This is a genomic window from Ilumatobacter nonamiensis YM16-303 (assembly GCF_000350145.1).
GTDB classification, from domain to species: domain Bacteria; phylum Actinomycetota; class Acidimicrobiia; order Acidimicrobiales; family Ilumatobacteraceae; genus Ilumatobacter_A; species Ilumatobacter_A nonamiensis.
Genome location: NZ_BAOL01000065.1, coordinates 17873 through 36202 on the forward strand (window position 1 = coordinate 17873; position 18330 = coordinate 36202).

General features: G+C 68.3%; 9 protein-coding genes. 6 read left to right on the forward strand and 3 right to left on the reverse strand.

Annotated elements, in window-relative coordinates:
- Positions 1 to 24: 24 nt before the first annotated feature.
- Genes ON45_RS07680 through ON45_RS07690 form a run of 3 tightly spaced genes read right to left on the reverse strand, consistent with a single transcriptional unit; the run spans position 25 to position 5777 of the window.
- Positions 25 to 1290, reverse strand: coding sequence for an MFS transporter (locus ON45_RS07680; protein ID WP_051062702.1), 1266 nt, complete (start codon positions 1288 to 1290; stop codon positions 25 to 27).
- Between the two features lie 24 nt (positions 1291 to 1314).
- Positions 1315 to 4182, reverse strand: a complete 2868-nt coding sequence (gene uvrA / locus ON45_RS07685) for an excinuclease ABC subunit UvrA (protein ID WP_040493064.1) — start codon at positions 4180 to 4182, stop codon at positions 1315 to 1317.
- Between the two features lie 41 nt (positions 4183 to 4223).
- On the reverse strand, positions 4224 to 5777 hold the full coding sequence (locus ON45_RS07690; protein ID WP_040493065.1) for a serine/threonine-protein kinase: 1554 nt from the start codon (positions 5775 to 5777) through the stop codon (positions 4224 to 4226).
- Positions 5778 to 5985: 208 nt separating this feature from the next.
- Between ON45_RS07690 and ON45_RS07695 the strand changes: the two genes are divergently transcribed.
- From ON45_RS07695 to ON45_RS07720, 6 genes are read left to right on the forward strand one after another with little or no spacing between them, the layout of a single operon-like run.
- Entirely contained in the window at positions 5986 to 12309 is a 6324-nt protein-coding gene (locus tag ON45_RS07695) for an Ig-like domain-containing protein (RefSeq protein WP_158412279.1), read from the forward strand.
- Between the two features lie 54 nt (positions 12310 to 12363).
- Positions 12364 to 13338: an AAA family ATPase gene (locus ON45_RS07700; protein ID WP_040493067.1), complete on the forward strand. Its 975-nt coding sequence runs from the start codon at positions 12364 to 12366 to the stop codon at positions 13336 to 13338.
- 45 nt (positions 13339 to 13383) lie between these two features.
- The gene (locus ON45_RS07705; RefSeq protein ID WP_148288571.1) at positions 13384 to 14532 is read left to right on the forward strand and encodes a DUF58 domain-containing protein; all 1149 of its coding nucleotides are present in this window, start codon (positions 13384 to 13386) and stop codon (positions 14530 to 14532) included.
- Positions 14529 to 16853, forward strand: coding sequence for a transglutaminase domain-containing protein (locus ON45_RS07710; protein ID WP_040493068.1), 2325 nt, complete (start codon positions 14529 to 14531; stop codon positions 16851 to 16853). The genes ON45_RS07705 and ON45_RS07710 overlap by 4 nt, the downstream gene beginning before the upstream one ends.
- Positions 16850 to 17536 carry a hypothetical protein gene (locus ON45_RS23020; protein ID WP_040493069.1) on the forward strand — a complete coding sequence of 229 codons (687 nt, stop codon included), beginning with the start codon at positions 16850 to 16852 and terminating at the stop codon, positions 17534 to 17536. The genes ON45_RS07710 and ON45_RS23020 overlap by 4 nt, the downstream gene beginning before the upstream one ends.
- Positions 17536 to 18327, forward strand: a complete 792-nt coding sequence (locus ON45_RS07720) for a PP2C family protein-serine/threonine phosphatase (protein ID WP_040493070.1) — start codon at positions 17536 to 17538, stop codon at positions 18325 to 18327. The genes ON45_RS23020 and ON45_RS07720 overlap by 1 nt, the downstream gene beginning before the upstream one ends.
- Positions 18328 to 18330: the final 3 nt, after the last annotated feature.

Consider the following 18330-nt stretch of genomic DNA (forward strand, 5'->3'; position numbering starts at 1 on the left):
ATCGGGCCGAGCGTCCGGGCTCGATCAGGTCGGGTGCACTCGGGGACCCGAGCGAGCGGCCGTGAACCAGGCGAAGGCGAGCAGCGCCGCACCCAGCACCGCCGCTCCGTTCGCCAACAGGTGGAAGCCGAACGAGTCCTTCACGAAGCCGGAACCGAACGCGGCGGCCGCACCGCAGAGGCTCATCGTCAGGTCGGCAGTGCCCTGGACCTCGACCTTGGTCCCGACCGGAACGGAGGTGGTGAGAATCGCCGAGCCCGCGATCAGACCGATGCTCCAACCGAGCCCGAGCAGGAACAGCCCGACGAACATCAACGCGGGAACGTACCCGGCGGCAACGGTCGACACCGTTCCGACGCCGAGCACGACCGCGCCGACCTGAATCGCTCGGTTCTCCCCGACGCGATCGACGTAGCGACCCACCAGCGGGGCGAGCCCGTACATCCCGACGATGTGCACGGCGATCACCACCGCCGACAGATCGGCGTGGTCGTGATCCTTCATGTGCGGCGGGGTCATCGTCATCACGCCGACCATCGCGGCCTGCGACGCGGCCATCGCAGCGAGGCCGAGGAGCGCATTCGGTGATGCGGCGATCACCCCGGCGCTCTGGCGCACCTGTCGCAGTGGACGAACCCGCTCCGCGTCGGGGTCGATCGTGCCGAGGACTTCGAGCGGATCGGGCCGCAGACGGACCGTCAGCACGACGGCGGCAACGGCGAACAGCACCGCCGCGACGATGAACGGTCCGACCAGTTCGTCCAGACCGACCGATTCCGCCATCGACTTCTCGAGCGGCGTCAACAGCGGGCCGAACACCGCGCCGAGCGTTCCCACCCACACGATTGCGGCGATCGCCGCTCCCGCGCGTGACGGCTCCGCGAGGTCGGCCGCCGCATAGCGACTCTGCAACGTGGCCGCCTGCCCCGCGCCGAACGCCACCATCCCGAGCAGGAACAGCGGGAACCACCGGACCTCGCCGCCGACTGCCGCGATCGACGACCCGACGGCACCGATCAGCAGTGCGCCGACCAATCCCCGCCGACGGCCGCGACGCCTCATGAACGCGGCCAATGGAATCGAGGTCAGCGCAGCCCCGACCGTGAACGACGCGCTCCCCAGTCCGGCGAGTCGGTCGGAGCCGAGCAGGTCGGACGCCAGCAGCGTGACGACCGCGACCATTCCGGCGACCGCCGCCTGGCCGGGAACCTGGGCGAACCGCAGCGAGTTCAGCGTCCGCCGCTGGAGCAGCGCGTGCGGGTTGGTCACCGCCCCGGCCTCGATCGTCACGATGCGGAGTCTCGCAGTTGCGGGCTAGGTCGAGGGCAGCAGTTCGCGCAGGTAGTGGCCGGTGAAGCTCGCGCCCACCGTGGCGATGTGCTCGGGCGGCCCCTCCGCCACGACCGTGCCGCCGCCGCTGCCGCCGTTCGGTCCGAGGTCGATGACCCAGTCGGCGGTCTTGATGACGTCGAGGCTGTGCTCGATCACGAGGACCGTGTTGCCCTGGTCGACCAGACGCTGCAGCACGGTCAGCAGGCGACGGACGTCGTCGAAGTGCAGTCCGGTCGTCGGTTCGTCGAGCAGGTAGATCGTGTGGCCCGTGGAACGCTTCGCCAACTCGGTCGCCAGCTTGACACGCTGCGCCTCGCCTCCCGACAGCGTCGGCGCCGATTGACCGAGCCGCACGTATCCGAGCCCGACGTCCATCAGCGTCTGCATGTACCGGGCGATTCCCGGTTGGTTCGCGAAGAAGTCGACCGCCTCGGCGACGGGCATGTCGAGCACCTCGGCGATGTTCTTGCCCTTGAACTCGATGTCGAGCGTGTCCCGGTTGAAGCGCGCTCCCTTGCACACCTCGCAGGGCACGTAGACGTCGGGGAGGAAGTGCATCTCGATCTTGATCGTTCCGTCACCCGAGCACGCCTCACAGCGCCCGCCCTTGACGTTGAAGCTGAATCGACCCGGCAGGTAGCCACGGATCTTCGCCTCGTTCGTCGACGAGTAGAGCTTGCGGATCTTGTCGAAAACACCGGTGTAGGTCGCCGGGTTCGACCGCGGGGTGCGCCCGATCGGCGACTGGTCCATGTCGATCACCTTGTCGAGGTTCTCGATGCCGTTGATCCGCTTGTGCTTTCCCGCAGGCGTCTTCGACTTGTAGATCTTCTGCATCAGAACCGGGAGCAGGATGTCCCGGATCAACGTCGACTTGCCCGAACCGGACACACCGGTGACGCACACGAAATTGCCGAGCGGGATGTCGACCGTGAGGTCCTGCAGGTTGTGCTCACGAGCGCCGACGATCTGCAACTGATCGAAGCTCTGCGACCGGCGTTCGGTCGGGAGCGGGATCGACTTCTTGCCCGACAGGTACTGGCCGGTCACCGACTCCTTGACCTTCGTGATGCCCTTCACCGGTCCGGCGTAGACGACCTCGCCGCCGTGCTCACCGGCACCGGGGCCGATGTCGACGATCCAGTCCGACGTTCGGATCGTGTCCTCGTCGTGCTCGACGACGATCACCGTGTTGCCGAGGTCGCGCAACCGGGTCAGCGTGTCGATGAGGCGCTGGTTGTCTCGCTGGTGCAGGCCGATCGACGGTTCGTCCAGGACGTAGAGCGTGCCCACCAGGCCCGACCCGATCTGCGACGCGAGTCGGATGCGCTGGGCCTCGCCACCGGCGAGCGTGCCGGCGGAGCGGGACATCGTGAGGTAGTCGAGACCGACGTCGAGCAGGAAGCCGAGGCGTGCGTTGATCTCCTTCGTGACCCGTTCCGCGATCAGCCGATCGCGTTCGGACAACTCGAGCGCGGCGAGGAACTTCGCCGACTCGCCGATCGACATGTCGCACACCTCGGAGATGTTGCGACCGTTGATCGTGATCGCGAGCGTCGCCGGCTTGAGCCGCGCTCCGCCACACGCCGAGCACGCGACGAGGCGCATGTACCCCTCGTACTGGTCTCGCGCCCAGTCGCTGTCGCTGCCTTCGTGGCGACGCTTGAGCCACGGGATGACGCCCTCGTACTCCGTCGAGTACGAACGTGTCCGTCCGTACCGGTTCTTGTACTTCACGGTCATCTTGCCCTTGACCCCGTGGAGGACGATCTTGCGCTGCTTCGCGGTGAGATCGTCCCACGGCGTGTCGAGGTCGATGTCGTTGGTGTTCGCCACCGACTCCAGCATCCGCGTGAAGTACTGCGTGTTGGCGCTGCGCCACGGAGCGATCGCGCCGTCGGAGAGGGCGACCTCACCGTCGGGAATCACGAGTTCGGGGTCGACCTCGAACGTCGTTCCGAGACCGTCGCACACCGCACACGCGCCGTACGGCGAGTTGAACGAGAAGTTGCGCGGTGCCGGTTCGTCGTAGCTGTTGTCGCACACCGGGCAGGCGAGGTGCTGACTGAACGTGATCGTCTCGTTGTCGGAATCGCGGTTGACGATCTCGATCTCGGCCACGCCGTCGGCCAGGTTCAACGCACCTTCCAGTGAGTCGGTGAGGCGGCGCTCGATGCCCTCCTTCAGGACGAGTCGGTCGACGATGATCGCGATCTTGTGGTTCTCGTACTTCGCGAGGCGTTCGTCGCGCTTGAGGAACTCGTCGATGTCGACGACCTCTCCGTCGATGACGGCGCGCACGTAGCCCTGGCCCGACAGGTCCTCGAGCAAGGTGTCGTACTCGCCCTTGCGGCCGCGCACGACCGGTGCGAGAACCTGGAAGCGGAGACCCTCCTCCATCTCGAGGATGCGGTCGACGATCTGCTGCGGCGTCTGACGCTCGAGTGGTGTCCCGTCGTTGGGACAGTGCTGAACGCCGATGCGCGCGTACAGCAACCGGAGGTAGTCGTACACCTCGGTGATCGTGCCGACCGTGGACCGCGGGTTGCGTGACGCCGACTTCTGGTCGATCGAGATCGCAGGAGACAATCCGTCGATCACGTCGACGTCGGGCTTGTCCATCTGACCGAGGAACTGCCGCGCGTAGGCGCTCAGCGATTCGACGTAGCGTCGCTGCCCTTCGGCGTAGATCGTGTCGAATGCGAGGCTCGACTTGCCGGATCCCGACAGGCCGGTGAAGACGACGAGTTTGTCTCGCGGGAGTTCGACGTTGACGTTCTTGAGGTTGTGCTCACGAGCCCCGCGGACGGAGATCTGCGGTTCGGTCGTGGCGCTTTTGCGGGGGGCCATGAGCGTTCCAGTTTACCTGGCGAACATGTGTTCCGAAAGTGCTACCCGCAGATCGGGCCGGCATCGGTCGACAGCCGACCTCCCGCCCCGATCGAGCGCGCCACGACGCACAGGGAGGTGGCGGCGGTCTCGATCTCGATGGGATCCCCGTCGGCCGTCGTCGTCGCCCCGTCGTCGATCCCGCTCACGACCTCGATTTCGACCGCTTCGGCATCCTCGGGCATTCGATAGGTCACCCGAAAGCCCCCGTCGACGGCCACGATCCGGACCTGCTCGGGAGCGGCGAGCGCTCCGAAGAACGGGTCCTGCTCGACCGTGCCCGCAGCCTGTGTGGTGACGGTGGTCTCGTCGTCATCGCCCCCCAGGACGTTGATGCCGAACACGATCACGGCAATCAGCAGCCCGACCCCGGCCGCCGCGAACCAACGGCGTCCACGCGACGGACCGGCATCGTCGGATTCGTCGTCGACGTCCTGCGCCGGGGTCGAGGCGGGCCGGGCGCGGGCGATGGTGTCCTCGGGTCGGCGCGGCTCGTCGACCGGGCTCGACGGAGCAATCTGCGGAGCGAGCGGATCCGGGCGGCGGACCACACGCGGGATCGACGGGCTCGCGCCGTCGGTGTCGGTGGGATCCACGTCGATCGTCGATGGATCGGTGGAAGTGGCAGCACTTCCCGGTCTGGCCTGGGCGATCGACGTTCGCATCGACGTTCCGGCGGCCCGTGAGCCGTCGTCGTGCAGTCGCGGAATCGGTGTCGGGGTGGTGCCGTTGCGACGCTGGACCTCGCGGAGTTGCTCGGCGAACTCCTGCATCGAACGCGGGCGGTCACGCGGGGCCTTCGCGAGCGCACCCTGGACCACCTTGTTCAACCCGGTCGGCAGGTTCGGCGTGGCGAGGCGCGGCGGGCTCTCCGTCAGGATCCGGCGAATCGTCGTGGCGAGCTCACCGCTCGAGAACGGTGTGCGTCCGCTGATCAGCTGGTACATCGTGACCGCCAGCGAGTACACGTCGCCGGCGACGGACGGATCGTCGCCCTCCAGTCCCTCCGGTGCGGCGTACGCGATCGACAGTCCACTTCCCCGGCTCTGGCTGCGCTCGTCGTCGATCGTCGAGATCCCGAAGTCGCCGAGCGCCGGCTCGCCGTACGCCGACACGAAGATGTTGTGCGGTTTCAGGTCGCGGTGCAGGACGTCGTGGTCGTGGGCGGTCTGCAGCGCCCCGGCGAGACGGATCCCGATTCCCACGACCTCATCGGGTGCCAGCGGGCCCTGGGCGCTGAGCCGGTCGCGATAGTTCGCCCCGTACAACTCCATGACGATCGCCGGGCGACCGTCATGGGTCATCGCGTCGTTGAACACCGTGACGATGTTCGGATGGTGGGACAGTCGGCCGAGCGCATGACATTCGCGCTCGAACGTGCGCCGTTCCGAGTCGGACGAGAAGCCGCTGGTGAGGACCTTGATCGCCACCTCGCGATTCAGCGCGAGTTGCCGGGCCCGGTAGACCACCGAGAAGCCACCGGCACCGATCTCGTCGATGATCTCGTACCCCTCGAGCCGGACGACGGGTGTCCCGGGCGAACCGTGCTCGGTCACGTTTCGACCGACGCTCGCTCACCCCGACCGGGGAGTCGTCCCCACTGAATCGACCTCATCGCAGCGTTATCCTATGGGCCGACCACGGTTGGTGCGGGTACAACCTTCCCGCACGATCCCCCCGACCACGGAGGCCCAGATTCGAGTGAGCAGGCGCGTACGAGAACTCCTGGCTGTCGTGGTCGTTCTCGCATCCGTGGTCTCCGTCGTGATCGCTGCGGTCAGCGCGGACACCGAGGCTTCCGTGCGCGCGGAGACGAACGATGGCGGCGCGTGGCTGGTCGACCGTTCCGAGGGGGTCGTCGGCCACGTCAACCGCACGGCCGGTGAGGTCACCGGACTGCTCCGCGCCGGTTCACCGGGAGCGGCGATCGACGTCGAGCAGGCCGAGCACGTGGTGCTCGTCCACGACGACGATCGCTCCGAGGTCCATCTCGTCGATCCGCGCACGTACCAGATCATCAACACCGTGAGTGTGCCGCGCGACATCGAGACGGTCGCGATCGACGACGGGGCCGTCTTCTGGCAGCCGTCTCCCCTCCGCCTGTGGACCCTCGACCGCTTGAACCTCGCCGGGATCACGTCACTCGACGAACGACCCCCGAGGATCGAACTCGACGGTCCGGGACTGATCGCTCCCGCGACGACGGGCAACCTCCTCGTCGTCGATCGGGGGAGCAACCGCCTCACGCGCATCGAACCGCTCACCGACGAACCCGCTCCCATCGAGTGGATCGAGATTGGCGCCGTCGCCGAGTCGATGTCCGGCCTGACCGCGGTCGGCGACGACGCGGTGGGTCTGATCGACGGGGCGGTCGTCACCATCGGAGCCGATGCGGACGGACCCGACGACGTGGTCACCCACCGCTTCGGAAGCGCGGCGACCGACACCGGGTCCGACCTCGACGCTTCCGACCCGGTGCTGCTCCAACCCTCTCCGGCCGGCACCGAGTTCATCGTCGTGCGCTCGGACGGGACGGTCTTCTCCGACGCCGTTCCCGCCGCGGCCGACCCAGGATCCGGAGCGATCGACGAAACGGCGCTCGGCGAACGCCCGCCCCTCGACGCCGGCAACCCGATCGCTCCCGTCATGCACGACGGCTGCAGCTTCAACGTCGCCACCGCTCCCCCGACCTTCGTGCGCACGTGTGCCGGGACGGTCGACCAGGTCGAGACGCTCGACGGTGCCGATCCGGAGGCCCTCCGAATTCGTCTCGTCAACGACTGGGTGTGGATCAACGACCTCACGAGCGGAACACTCTGGATCGCGGGCAGCGACAGCGAACTCGAACGGATCGACGACTGGGGCACGTCGCTCGGAACCGACGGTGACGATCCAGACGAGGAATCGAACAGCGACGAGGACGACGGCGACTCGGAGGAGAATCCCGACATCGGCGAGATCCGCGATCCCGAGATCGACGAGGACGGGATCAACGAGCCTCCGATCGCACGTGACGACAACGGGCGCACCCGTGCCGATCTGCCGGTCGTCGTCGACGTCGTGGCCAACGACGAGGATGCCGACGGCGACGCGCTGATGGTCTCGGAGATCTCGGGCGTACCGGACGGAGTGGTCGCGACCACGACCGCCGACCAGGGCAGCATCCAGGTGATCCCACCGCCCGGTTTCACCGGTCCGATCGGCTTCGAGTACACGGTCGGCGACGGCCGCGGAGGAACCGACACCGCCGCGGTCGACGTGCAGGTCGTCGACTCGGCCGCGAGCAACCGCCCTCCCATCGCAGGGACGGACATCGCCGAGGTCCGCCGGGGCAAGTCCGCGTCGTTCAACGTCATCAACAACGACCACGACCCCGACGGCGACACGTTCGTGCTGTCCAGCGTCGAGGGTGACGACGGCCAGATCATCTTCGATCCGTCCGGAGAGGTCACGTTCACGCCCGATCCGGGAGCCCCCGAGGGAACGATCGAGTTGACGTATCAGATCACCGACGCCTTCGGGGCCACCGCGACCGGCGTGGTTCGCGTCGCGATCCGACTCGACACGTCGAACAACGAACCGCGTGCGGTCAACGATTCCGCGACCACGGTGGTCGGCACGCCGGTCGTCCTGAACGCACTCCAGAACGACACCGACCCCGACAACGATCCACTGTCGATCGCCGGCCTCCCCCAGCTGGTCGCCGACGCCGGTCATCCCGAGGCCGCCAGTGAGGCGACCCTCACCAACGACGGCGACTTCTTCTTCCTGCCGAGCGCGGCGGGCGACTACGTGTTCCTCTACGCCGTGATCGACGGGAGCGAACGTGACGCCGCATACATCCGAGTGCGGGTCGAGGAACCAGCGGAGAACCGGCCGCCCACGGCGGTGCGCGACGACGTGACGATCGCCCGCGGCGACTCACGCAACGTGTACGTCCTCGAGAACGACACCGACCCCGACAACGACGTCGTGGGTCTCGCCGGATGGACCGAAGGCGAGGGCATCGAGGTCGAGCAGATTCTCGGCTTCGCGTTCCGGGTGACGGTCCTCCCCGACGCCCCGGCCACCACGAGTTTCGACTACGTGATCTCCGACGGCGCCTCCGACCCCACGACCGGCACCGTCGTCGTCGCGGTCAGCGACACCGACACGCCCGATCAACCGCCCGTCGCCCGACCTGACACGGTCGAGGTCCGACCCGGCCAGACCACCTCGTCACGCGTCCTGGTCAACGACTACGACCCCGAGGGCGGAACCCTGCGCGTCGTGAGCGTGTCCGACATCGAGGGTGCGGACCTGCGGATCGGCCCCGGCGGGCAGGAGGTGTTCGTCTCGGTCAACGCCGACACCACGTCGTCGTTCACGTTCGGCTACGACGTCGCCGACGAGGGCGGCAACCAGGTCGGCTCGGTGGTGCAGGTGCGCCTGGTCCCGCCCGAGGAGAGCAACCGTCCACCGATCGCCCGACCGGACGTGGCGCGCACGACGGCGGGCACCGCGATCGACATTCCGGTGCTGTCGAACGACTCCGATCCCGACGGCGACGCGATCCAGATCGAATCGATCGCAGCCCAGCCCGTGTTCGGATCCGCGGAGCCGCAGCCCGATGGATCGATCCGCTACACCCCGCGACCGGGTCGCAGTGGTTCCGACCGGCTGCGGTACACCGTGGTCGATGCCAACGGTGAGCGTTCCGTCGGTGACGTCGTGATCGGCGTCTTCGCACCGGACGGCGAGAACCGACCGCCCACGGCGTCGAACGACACCTACACCGTGATCGCGGGGTCCGACACCCAGGCGTTCGACGTGCTGCTGAACGACTCCGATCCCGACGGCGACCGGATCGTGGTCACCGAACTCGCCTCTTCCGACCCTGCAGCGCGCCTCGAAAACGACGGGTCGATCCGCTTCACTCCCCCGCTCACGCTCGGAGCCGATGCGGCCGAGGCGACCATGACCTACACCATCGCCGACGGTCGCGGTGGCTCCGACTCTGCGCTGGTGACCGTCGAGATCGTCGAGACGACCGAGCCGATCGCACCGATCGCGATCGACGATCTGGTGGGACCGGTGTCATCCGGCCAGCAGGTCACCGTCGATCTGCTCGCCAACGACTCCGACCCCGACGGCCGAGTGGCCGACCTGGACGTCGAGGTCAGCGCCCCGGAAGCCGGAGCGGAGGCACCCACGGTACGGGTCGACGACGCCGGGAGGATCACACTGACGACCACGGACGAGACGCAGCACTTCGACTACACGATCACCGACGACGACGGAATGGTCGGGACGGCGCAGGTCACCATCATCGTGCTCGACAACGTCGCTCCCGACGTCGAGAAACTCACCGTCGAGACGCCGGCAGACGAGCCGCTGCCGCTCGATCTCGCCGCGCAGGCGACGGACGCCGACGACGATCCGCTCAGCTTCGCGTGCTGCCAGGACGTCCAGGGTGGAACCGCGGTCATCGCCGAGTCGGGAACCGACGCTCTCACGGTCGAGTTCACACCGGACGCCGGATTCTCGGGCGTCGGTGGGTTGGCGTACGTCGTCGACGACCAGAACGGACACTCCGTCTCCGGCGTCGTCGACATCACCGTGCTTCCGCCCGCGAACTCGCCACCGGTCGCCACCGACGGCACCGTCGAGGTCGAGGCGGGCGTGTCCAGCCCGGTCTCGTTGGCTCAGTTCGTGAGCGACCCGGACGAGGAAACCGGTGACGAGCTGACATATTCCATCGATGCAGGCGGTGCTCCGGCGACGCTCGACGGAGCCTCGGTCGTGATCACCCCGTCGATCGAGTCGGCGGGGGCGGTCGAGTCGGTCGACTACACCGTGACCGACTCGGCCGGCGAGACGTCGTCCGCAACGCTGAGCGCCACGGTCACGCCGTCGAACGTGGCGCCGCCGACCGCCGTCGCCGACTCGGCCAACACCGATCAGGACATCGGCGTGTCGATCCCGGTCCTCTCCAACGACATCGACCCCCTGGGCGAGGGGCTGAGCATCGTCGGCGCGAACGTCAACGACGGATCCGGCACCGCGACCGTCAGCGGCAGTGAGATCACCTACCAACCCAACGCCGGATACTTCGGAACGACGTCGTTCACGTACGACATCACCGACGCTCGCGGTGCGGACGAGGCGACGTCGACCGGTTCCGTCTCGGTCACCGTCGTCGGACGACCGGGAACGCCGTCACGACCGCAGGCCACCGCATCGAATGCCACGGCCACGGTCACGTGGGCGCTGCCCCCGGCCAACGGCGCACCACTCGACGCCGTCGAACTTCGACCGGTCGGCGGCTCGGCGCAATCGCTGGGAGTGGCCAGCAGCACGACGCTCGACTCGCTCGTCAACGGTCAGGCCTACCAGTTCCAGGTTCGGGCGCACAACGCTGCCGGCTGGGGTGAGTGGAGCGAAGCATCGACCGCGGTCACGCCCGACGTCATCCCCGAGGCACCCGCCACTCCGTCGGTCACGTACGGCGACGGTCAGCTGACCGTCGACTGGTCCGAACCCAGGAACGAGGGGTCGGCGATCATCGCCTACGAGATCACGATCGGTGGGAGCGGACAACCGCCGCGCGAGCGCGGTCCCGCCACCACGAGCTACGTGTGGGACGGACTCACGAACGGCCGCAACTACCAGTTCTCGATCGTTGCGATCAATGCGAAGGGACGGTCGGCTTCGTCGCCACCATCCGCGGCCGAGCACCCGTTCCGCGAACCCGATGCCCCCGGCGCACCCGTGGCCGAGCGCGGGAACCGCTATGTCGACCTCACGTGGCCCGCTGCCGAGAACAACGGCGATCCGATCACCGACTACCAGGTGGAGATCGCATCGAATCCCGGGGTCTGGGTCCCCACCGGTGCGGACACCAGCTACCGCTGGACCGACCTCCCCAACGGCGTCGAGCAACAGTTCCGAGTCCGCGCCAGCAACCGCGATCCCGATCCGGGCGCACCGAGTGCGCTGTCCAATGCGGTCGTCCCGTGCACAGTCCCCGATCGCCCGAAGGCCCCGTCGGCGGCGCGCGGTGACAAGTCGGCCCAGGTGACCTACACCCCGCCTGGGGACCAGGGTTGTGCGATCCAACAGATCCAGATCCGGGCGTCGGGGGGAAGCGAGCAGACCGCATCCGGAAGCCCGCACCAGTTCACCGGGTTGACGAACGGCACGAGCTACACGTTCCAGTTCCGGGCCCGCAACGAGGAGGGCTGGGGTGACTGGAGCCCGGCATCCGGCGCGGTGACACCGGCCGGTCCGCCGACCGCTCCGGGCAGCACCAGCGCCAGCGCCCGTGGCGTCGGGGGAATCCGGGTCGATCACGGAGCGTCAGGCGCCAACGGCAGCCCGATCCTGCGCTACGAACTGTCGATCGACAACGGGGCACCGCGCAACGTCGGCACCGGCACCGGCCACAACGTCGACAACCTCAGTGACAGCACGACCTATTCCGTGAAGGTGCGTGCGTGCAACGACGTCGGTTGCGGAGCCTGGGGACCCAACGCCAGTGTGCGCACGAACGGCCCGCCGAACCAGCCGAGCGCGCCGAATGCGTCGGCGTCGAACGGCACGGTCAGCGCCAACTGGAACACGCCGAACGGCAACGGGCTCGGCGTCGACTCCTTCGACGTCGAACACGACCGCGGCGGCCGCAAGTCCCTCGGCGGTACCTCGACGTCGTGGAATGTCGCCAACGGCCAGGGGTATCGCGTTCATGTACGCGCCTGCAACGAGGCCGGTTGTTCGCCGTGGAGCGCGTGGAGCCAGACGGTCACGCCGTCGGCACCGCCGCCGCCGGTGAACGTGACGGCGTCGTACAACGGCTCGGCGGTCGGCGTCGATCCCGGGTGCACGACGAGCGGCTGCAGCTGGGTGCGGGTCGTCGCGACCGGGCTCCCGGCCAACACGACCTACACCGTCACCTGCCACGACGCGGTGTTCGGTTCATGGGGCGCATCGCCGGCGACATCCAACGGCAGCGGCCGCCTCGTCGACGACCGAGCCTGCATCTACGGGCAAGGCCGGCCGATGTGGGTGACCGTCGGCTCACACCGGTCACCGAACCTTCCGCCACCGTGACCGCTCACCGCCCGATTCCCTCCCCTTCGAAGTGACCCCGAGCGAAACGAACAGATGAGCAGCATCACCGATCAACACACCGAATGGTTCAGCGAGCGCTTCAACGCCGTGCTCGTCAACGTCGAGCGCGTCATCCGCGGCAAGTCCGACCAGATCGCGACAGCCCTCGTCGCGCTGTTCGCCGAAGGCCACCTGCTGCTCGACGACGTTCCGGGAACGGGGAAGACGACCCTCGCGAAGTCGATCGCCCGTTCGATGCAGGCGTCGTCCGGACGCATCCAGTTCACCCCCGATCTCCTCCCGTCCGACGTCACCGGCGGCATGGTCTACGACCAGTCCAACGGCACGTTCGAGTTCCGTCCCGGGCCGATCTTCGCCAACGTCGTGCTCGCTGACGAGATCAACCGTGCGTCACCGAAGACCCAGGCCGCCCTGCTGGAGGTCATGGAGGAGCGTCACGTCACCATCGACGGCGAGAGCCGTCCGGTTCCGCGACCGTTCATCGTCATCGCCACGCAGAACCCGGTGGAGCAGGAGGGCACGTATCGCCTTCCCGAAGCGCAGCTCGACCGCTTCCTGCTGCGGACCAGCATCGGCTACCCGGACCTCGCGGCGGAGGTCGACGCCGTCAAGCGCGTCACCGCGGGCGCCGCACCGAGCGACCTCGAGCCGGTGGTTTCCGTCGACGACGTCCGCGAGATGATCGCGATCGCCGGCCACGTGCACGTCGACGACTCGATCTACGACTACGTCGTGCGTCTCGTCGCGGCGTCACGCACCGTCGAGTCGTTGCGACTCGGCGCATCGACACGTGGAGCGTTGGCTCTCGTCAAGGCCTCGCGGACGCTCGCTGCCACGCAGGGTCGCCCGTACGTGACCGTGGACGACGTCAAGGTCCTCGCGCCTGCGGCACTCGCTCACCGCTTGCTGTTGTCGCCCGATGCCGAGCTGCGCGGCGTCGACCCGGCCGACCTCGTCGACGACCTGCTCGATCGAATCGACATCCCGACCCCGGTCCGTTCGAGCTGAACCGTGCCGCGCCCTCGGACACGCGGACCGAACCTGCTGGGTGCGGTGACCCCAGCGGGTGCGATCGTGGTCGCGTTGGGTGTCGTGGGGTTCGTGATCGGCTGGTGGCTCGGCTGGATCGAGTTCACCGTCACGGCCGCCGGCTGCCTGATCGCGATGCTCATCGCCACGGCGTTCGTCGTCGGGCGCCTCCGGATCCGCATCGAACGGACCGTCGAGCCTTCCCTGGTGATGGCCGGCGAGCCGATCGGTGCGCTGCTCTCGGCACGGAACCCCGGGAGGCGACCGACGCGACGCATCGTCGTCGAGGAGTTCATCGATGGTGTCCCGCTCCCCGTTGCGGTGCCGGGCCTGGCACCGGGTGCCGAACACACGACGTTCTACGACCTCCCGAGCGACCGGCGGGCACGGGTGAACGTCGGCCCGGCCGAGGTCGTGCGAACGGACCCCCTGCGCCTGCTGCGCCGTGCCGTCGGCCATGCACCCGCGACGACGTTGTGGGTCCATCCGCGGTGGACCATCGTCGATCCGCTCCCGACCGGATTCGCGAAGGACCTCGAGGGACCGACCAGCGACGCGTCCCCGGCCGGCGACGTCGCGTTCCACGCGCTCCGGCCGTACCGCGCGGGTGACGACCGCCGACACATTCACTGGATGTCGACCGCGCGGGCCGGCACGCTGATGGTGCGCCACTACGTCGACAATCGTCGACCGGTTCTCGCGGTGCTGCTCGACGACGATGCCGGGGCCTACCACGACGACCGATTCGAGGTCGCGGTCGAGGTCGCCACCTCGGCGGTGATGTCGGGCATGATGCAACGGTGGCCCGTGTCGATGCGCACGTCGTCGCAGTGGATCGCCGGTCGACTCCACCCCGCCGGGCGTGACGACATCCTGCGCTCGCTGACCGAGGTCGACACCACGACGGACGGCCCGACACTGGTCGAAGCCGGTGCCGCCCTCATGCGCGCCGAACGCTCCACGTCCGCAGTGATGATCGTGACCGGCTCACGGAGTGCGGTCGAGCTGTTGCCGGTCGTGAACCACTTGCGATCCAAGGCCCGCGTACTGGTCGTGTTCGCAGGCGAGCAACGAGACGACGTGGCGCCGGTCGCTGCCGTGCCCGGCGCAACGGTGCTCCGGACGAAAGATCTCGACGACTTCCGCCGAGCCTGGAACGGAGTGAAGGCGTGACCGAGCACGCGGAGTCGGTGGGTCGTGATCCGGTGGACGCCCGCTTCGTCGCGGATGCGCTCGTGATCGCGATCCTGTCCGTCGCTGCGACGGCCGGATTGCACTCGGTGTACGACGATTGGAGCTACCTCGCGACCGCGGCGGCGGGCGCGGCCACGTCGTTCGCGGCGCTCATCGCCGCACGTCGATGGCACCTGCTCACCGGTGAGATGTTGCTCCTCGCCCTCCTCGGATTCGTGGTGATCGGAGTGGTCGCAACCGGAGGTCTGCCCACCCCGTCGGCGATCGGCGACTTCTTCGACGGCCTCACGGCGGGTTGGGCGGATCTCGTGACCACCGTGGTCCCCGCGGAGTTGACGCCGGCTCGACGCGTTCCCCCGTTCGCCATCGCGTGGTTCTCGATGCTGGTCGGCGCGGTACTCATCCGCTGGGACCGGATCCCCGGATCCCCGCTGCTCGGACCTCTCCTCGGGCTCGCGCTGACCGTGCTGTTGAGCGACGACGATCGTGAGATCGCGATCGTGGTCGGAGCGATCTTCATCGTCGGGTCGCTCGTGATGATCGCTCCACGGCTCGACCGACGACGGGCACTCCGCATCGCGGCGGTGCTCGCCGCGATCGGGATTGCGGCGCCGATCATCGGACCGCGCCTGCCGACGGCGGACGCGAACGAGCGCTACGACCTGCGTGACGAGATCGTTCCACCGTGGGATCCGCTCTCGGTCCCGAGCCCGTTGACCGGGCTCAAGGCCGACCTCGCCGCCGAGAACGAGAACAACGTCGTCTTCGATGTCACCTCCGATCAGCCGGTCACCCGGTGGTCTCGTGCGACGATGACGAGTTTCGACGGGGTCGTGTGGTCGGTTGCCGATCCCGATGCTCCGCCCGAGGACTTCGCCCCGGTGGGGCCCCGTCTGCCCGAACCACCGGTCCAACCAACGTCGGATCCCGAGGTGACCGCCACCGTGACCGTGCGCGATCTCGACGGTCCGTGGGTCCCGATGCCGGGTGCCGGACGGGAGCTGTCGATCGAGGTTCCCGGCGCCGACGGCACCGCTTCGTCCGACCAGCCGGTGGTGCGGGAGAACGTCGCGACCGGCACCGTTGCCGTTCCTGGTGGCCTGCCCCCCGGGACCGTGTACACGGTGACCGCGCTCGCTCCGCCGGCCGCGGACGACGATGCACTGCTTCCGGCCGAGATCGATGTCACCGCCGCCGAAGTCGAACTCGACGTGCTTCCACCGCAGATCCGGAACCTCGCTGCCGACATCACCGAGGGAATCGACCACGGATGGGGCCAGATCGCTGCGATCCGCGACAAGTTCCGCTCGGAGGGGTTCTACGACAAGTCCACCCGAACGTCGCCTGGACACAGCTACTTCCGGGTGTCGGACTTCCTCGCCGACCCCGACGAGATCGTGGGATACGAGGAGCAGTACGCGGCCGCCGCCGCGCTGATCGCCCGGATCGCCGAACTCCCGGTGCGGGTCACGACCGGATGGGAGGTGGAGCCGGATCGGTACGAGGGTGGGACCGCATCGGTTCGCTCCGGTGACGCCACCGCATGGATCGACGTGCGCGTCGATGGAGTCGGCTGGGTGCCGGTGAGTGTCACCCCACCTCGCAGTCGCGAACCCCAGAGCGACACCGCGGTCGCTTCGGCCGATCAGGTCGCCACCCCCAACCCCCCGCCGCCACCCCAGGTCCCACCGGACGTCGACATCATCAACGATTCCCAGGACGAGGACGAGGAAGTCGTCGAGGAGGAGGACGAGGAAGAAGAGGAAGAGGACGAGGAGGTGACCACCGACGCCGGGTTCGGCGCTGCACAGTGGGCCGCGGTCGGAGTGTCGGTGGTGCTCCTTCTCGCGCTGCTGGCGGCACTGGTGATCGTGGGATGGAAGCTGCGCCGCCGGACACGGCGACGATCCGGCCCCGCACCTGCGGCACGCATCGCCGGAGCGTGGCTGGAGCTGTCCGACCGCTGCGTCGAGGCCGGGATGTCATCCGATCGCCAGGCGACGCCTGCGGAGGCCGCGCGCAACTATGCAGCCGACCCCCGATTCGACGAAGCCGAGGGGCACGAACTCATGGAACTCGCGAACGGGGTCGACCGTGCGGCGTACCATTCCGAGCCGCCCTCGCCTGCGGCGGCGGACGCTGCGTGGGTTTCGTGCGACGCCGCCGTCGACGGGCTGCGGTCCCATCATTCGCTGCCTCGGCGCGTCCGGATGCGACTCGATCCCCGACCATTGACCCGACGCGATCCTGCGTTCGACGCCGTTCGCGTGCATGATGACGACATCGAGGCACTGCGATGAGCGAACCAGAAACACCATCGGACGACGAACTGACGACCGACGTCGATCCGGCCTGGCTCGACACCGTGCTCGAACAGCACCGGGGTGACAGCGCCGCGCCCGACGAATCGTCGAACGAGGACGCAGAGCAGGACGACGACCGGCGGGAGACGGAGAAGCAGGAGGAGCAGACGGTCGGAGTCGATGACGATCTGATCGCACTGGTCCGAGCTGCGCGCTCGGCCGACGACGAGCACGACGACATTCCGACACCACCTCGCGGTGTGGACCTCGTCCAACCTCCCGCCACCCCGACACCTCCTTCCTTCGTTGCGCCGCCCCGACCCGAACCTGTCGCACCCGTTCCGTCTCGCCCGCCGCACACGGCTCCCGCGACGGACTCGGTCGACTCCGGGCCGACGCGATGGCAACCGACCGAGCGGATCCGTGCACGTTCCGGAGTTGCAGAGACGGACACGATCGAGCCGCACTCCGTGTCGAAGTCGGGACCCGATTGGGCGAAGGTCGCCATCGCGGCGATCATCGCCGTTGCCGTCCTCGGCCTGGCATGGTTGCTGCGCCCCGGCGGCGATTCCGACGATCCTGCCCCCGTTCCGGACACCGTCGACTCGGGCCCGGTGGACTCGGAACCGATCGACTCGGTGACCGCGGTCGACGCTTCCGACGAGGGGTCCGGATCGTGATGGTGGCCGACGAGGCGACGTTGCCGACCGACCTGTTGCGATCGGTCCTCGGTACAGACGCTGAGCCGTCGCGCCGAGTGCGCGTCGGCGGCTGGGACGCGGCCTCCGAGGCCGGACGCCGCGAGCAGAACGAGGATGCCTGGGGCCACCAGTACGGCACGTTCGTCGTGGCCGACGGGATGGGAGGGCGCCCCGGTGGCGCAATTGCGGCCCGCTCGGCCGTCGAGGCGAGCCTCGACGTGTTCACCCGCGACGAGGTCGTCCATCCGCTCGACTGGTCGCATCGGATGGGCCTCGTCAACGATGCGGTGACCGCTGCCGGCTCGCGCGCCGGACACGATCGGGTGGGCGCAGCGATCGGCATCGTCCAATGTCGGGACGACGGGGTGGTCATCTCGCACGTCGGAGACGTCCGGGTGTATCGACTCCGTGCCGGCGTGGTCGAACTGTTGACGCGAGACCACAGTGTCGTCCACGAGATCCGCGCTGCCGGTGTCGACCCCGCCGAGCTCGACGCGACCGCCGGTCGACTCGGCGCGCTGACGTCGTTCCTCGGAGAGGCCGACACCTGGCGGCAACACTCGCTGCGTTTCGTCGACCGGCGAACCGACGACCGTTTCGTGATCTGCACCGACGGCGTCTACCGATCGATGCGCGCCGCCGACTGGATCGCTCTCTCCGAGATCCGCGAGTGCCGAGCACTCGCCGACGCGATGGTCGAGCGGGCCCGAACGAACTCGAGCCGAGACGACCGCACCGCGCTCGTCCTCTCGTTGGCGGGCCCACGATGAGTC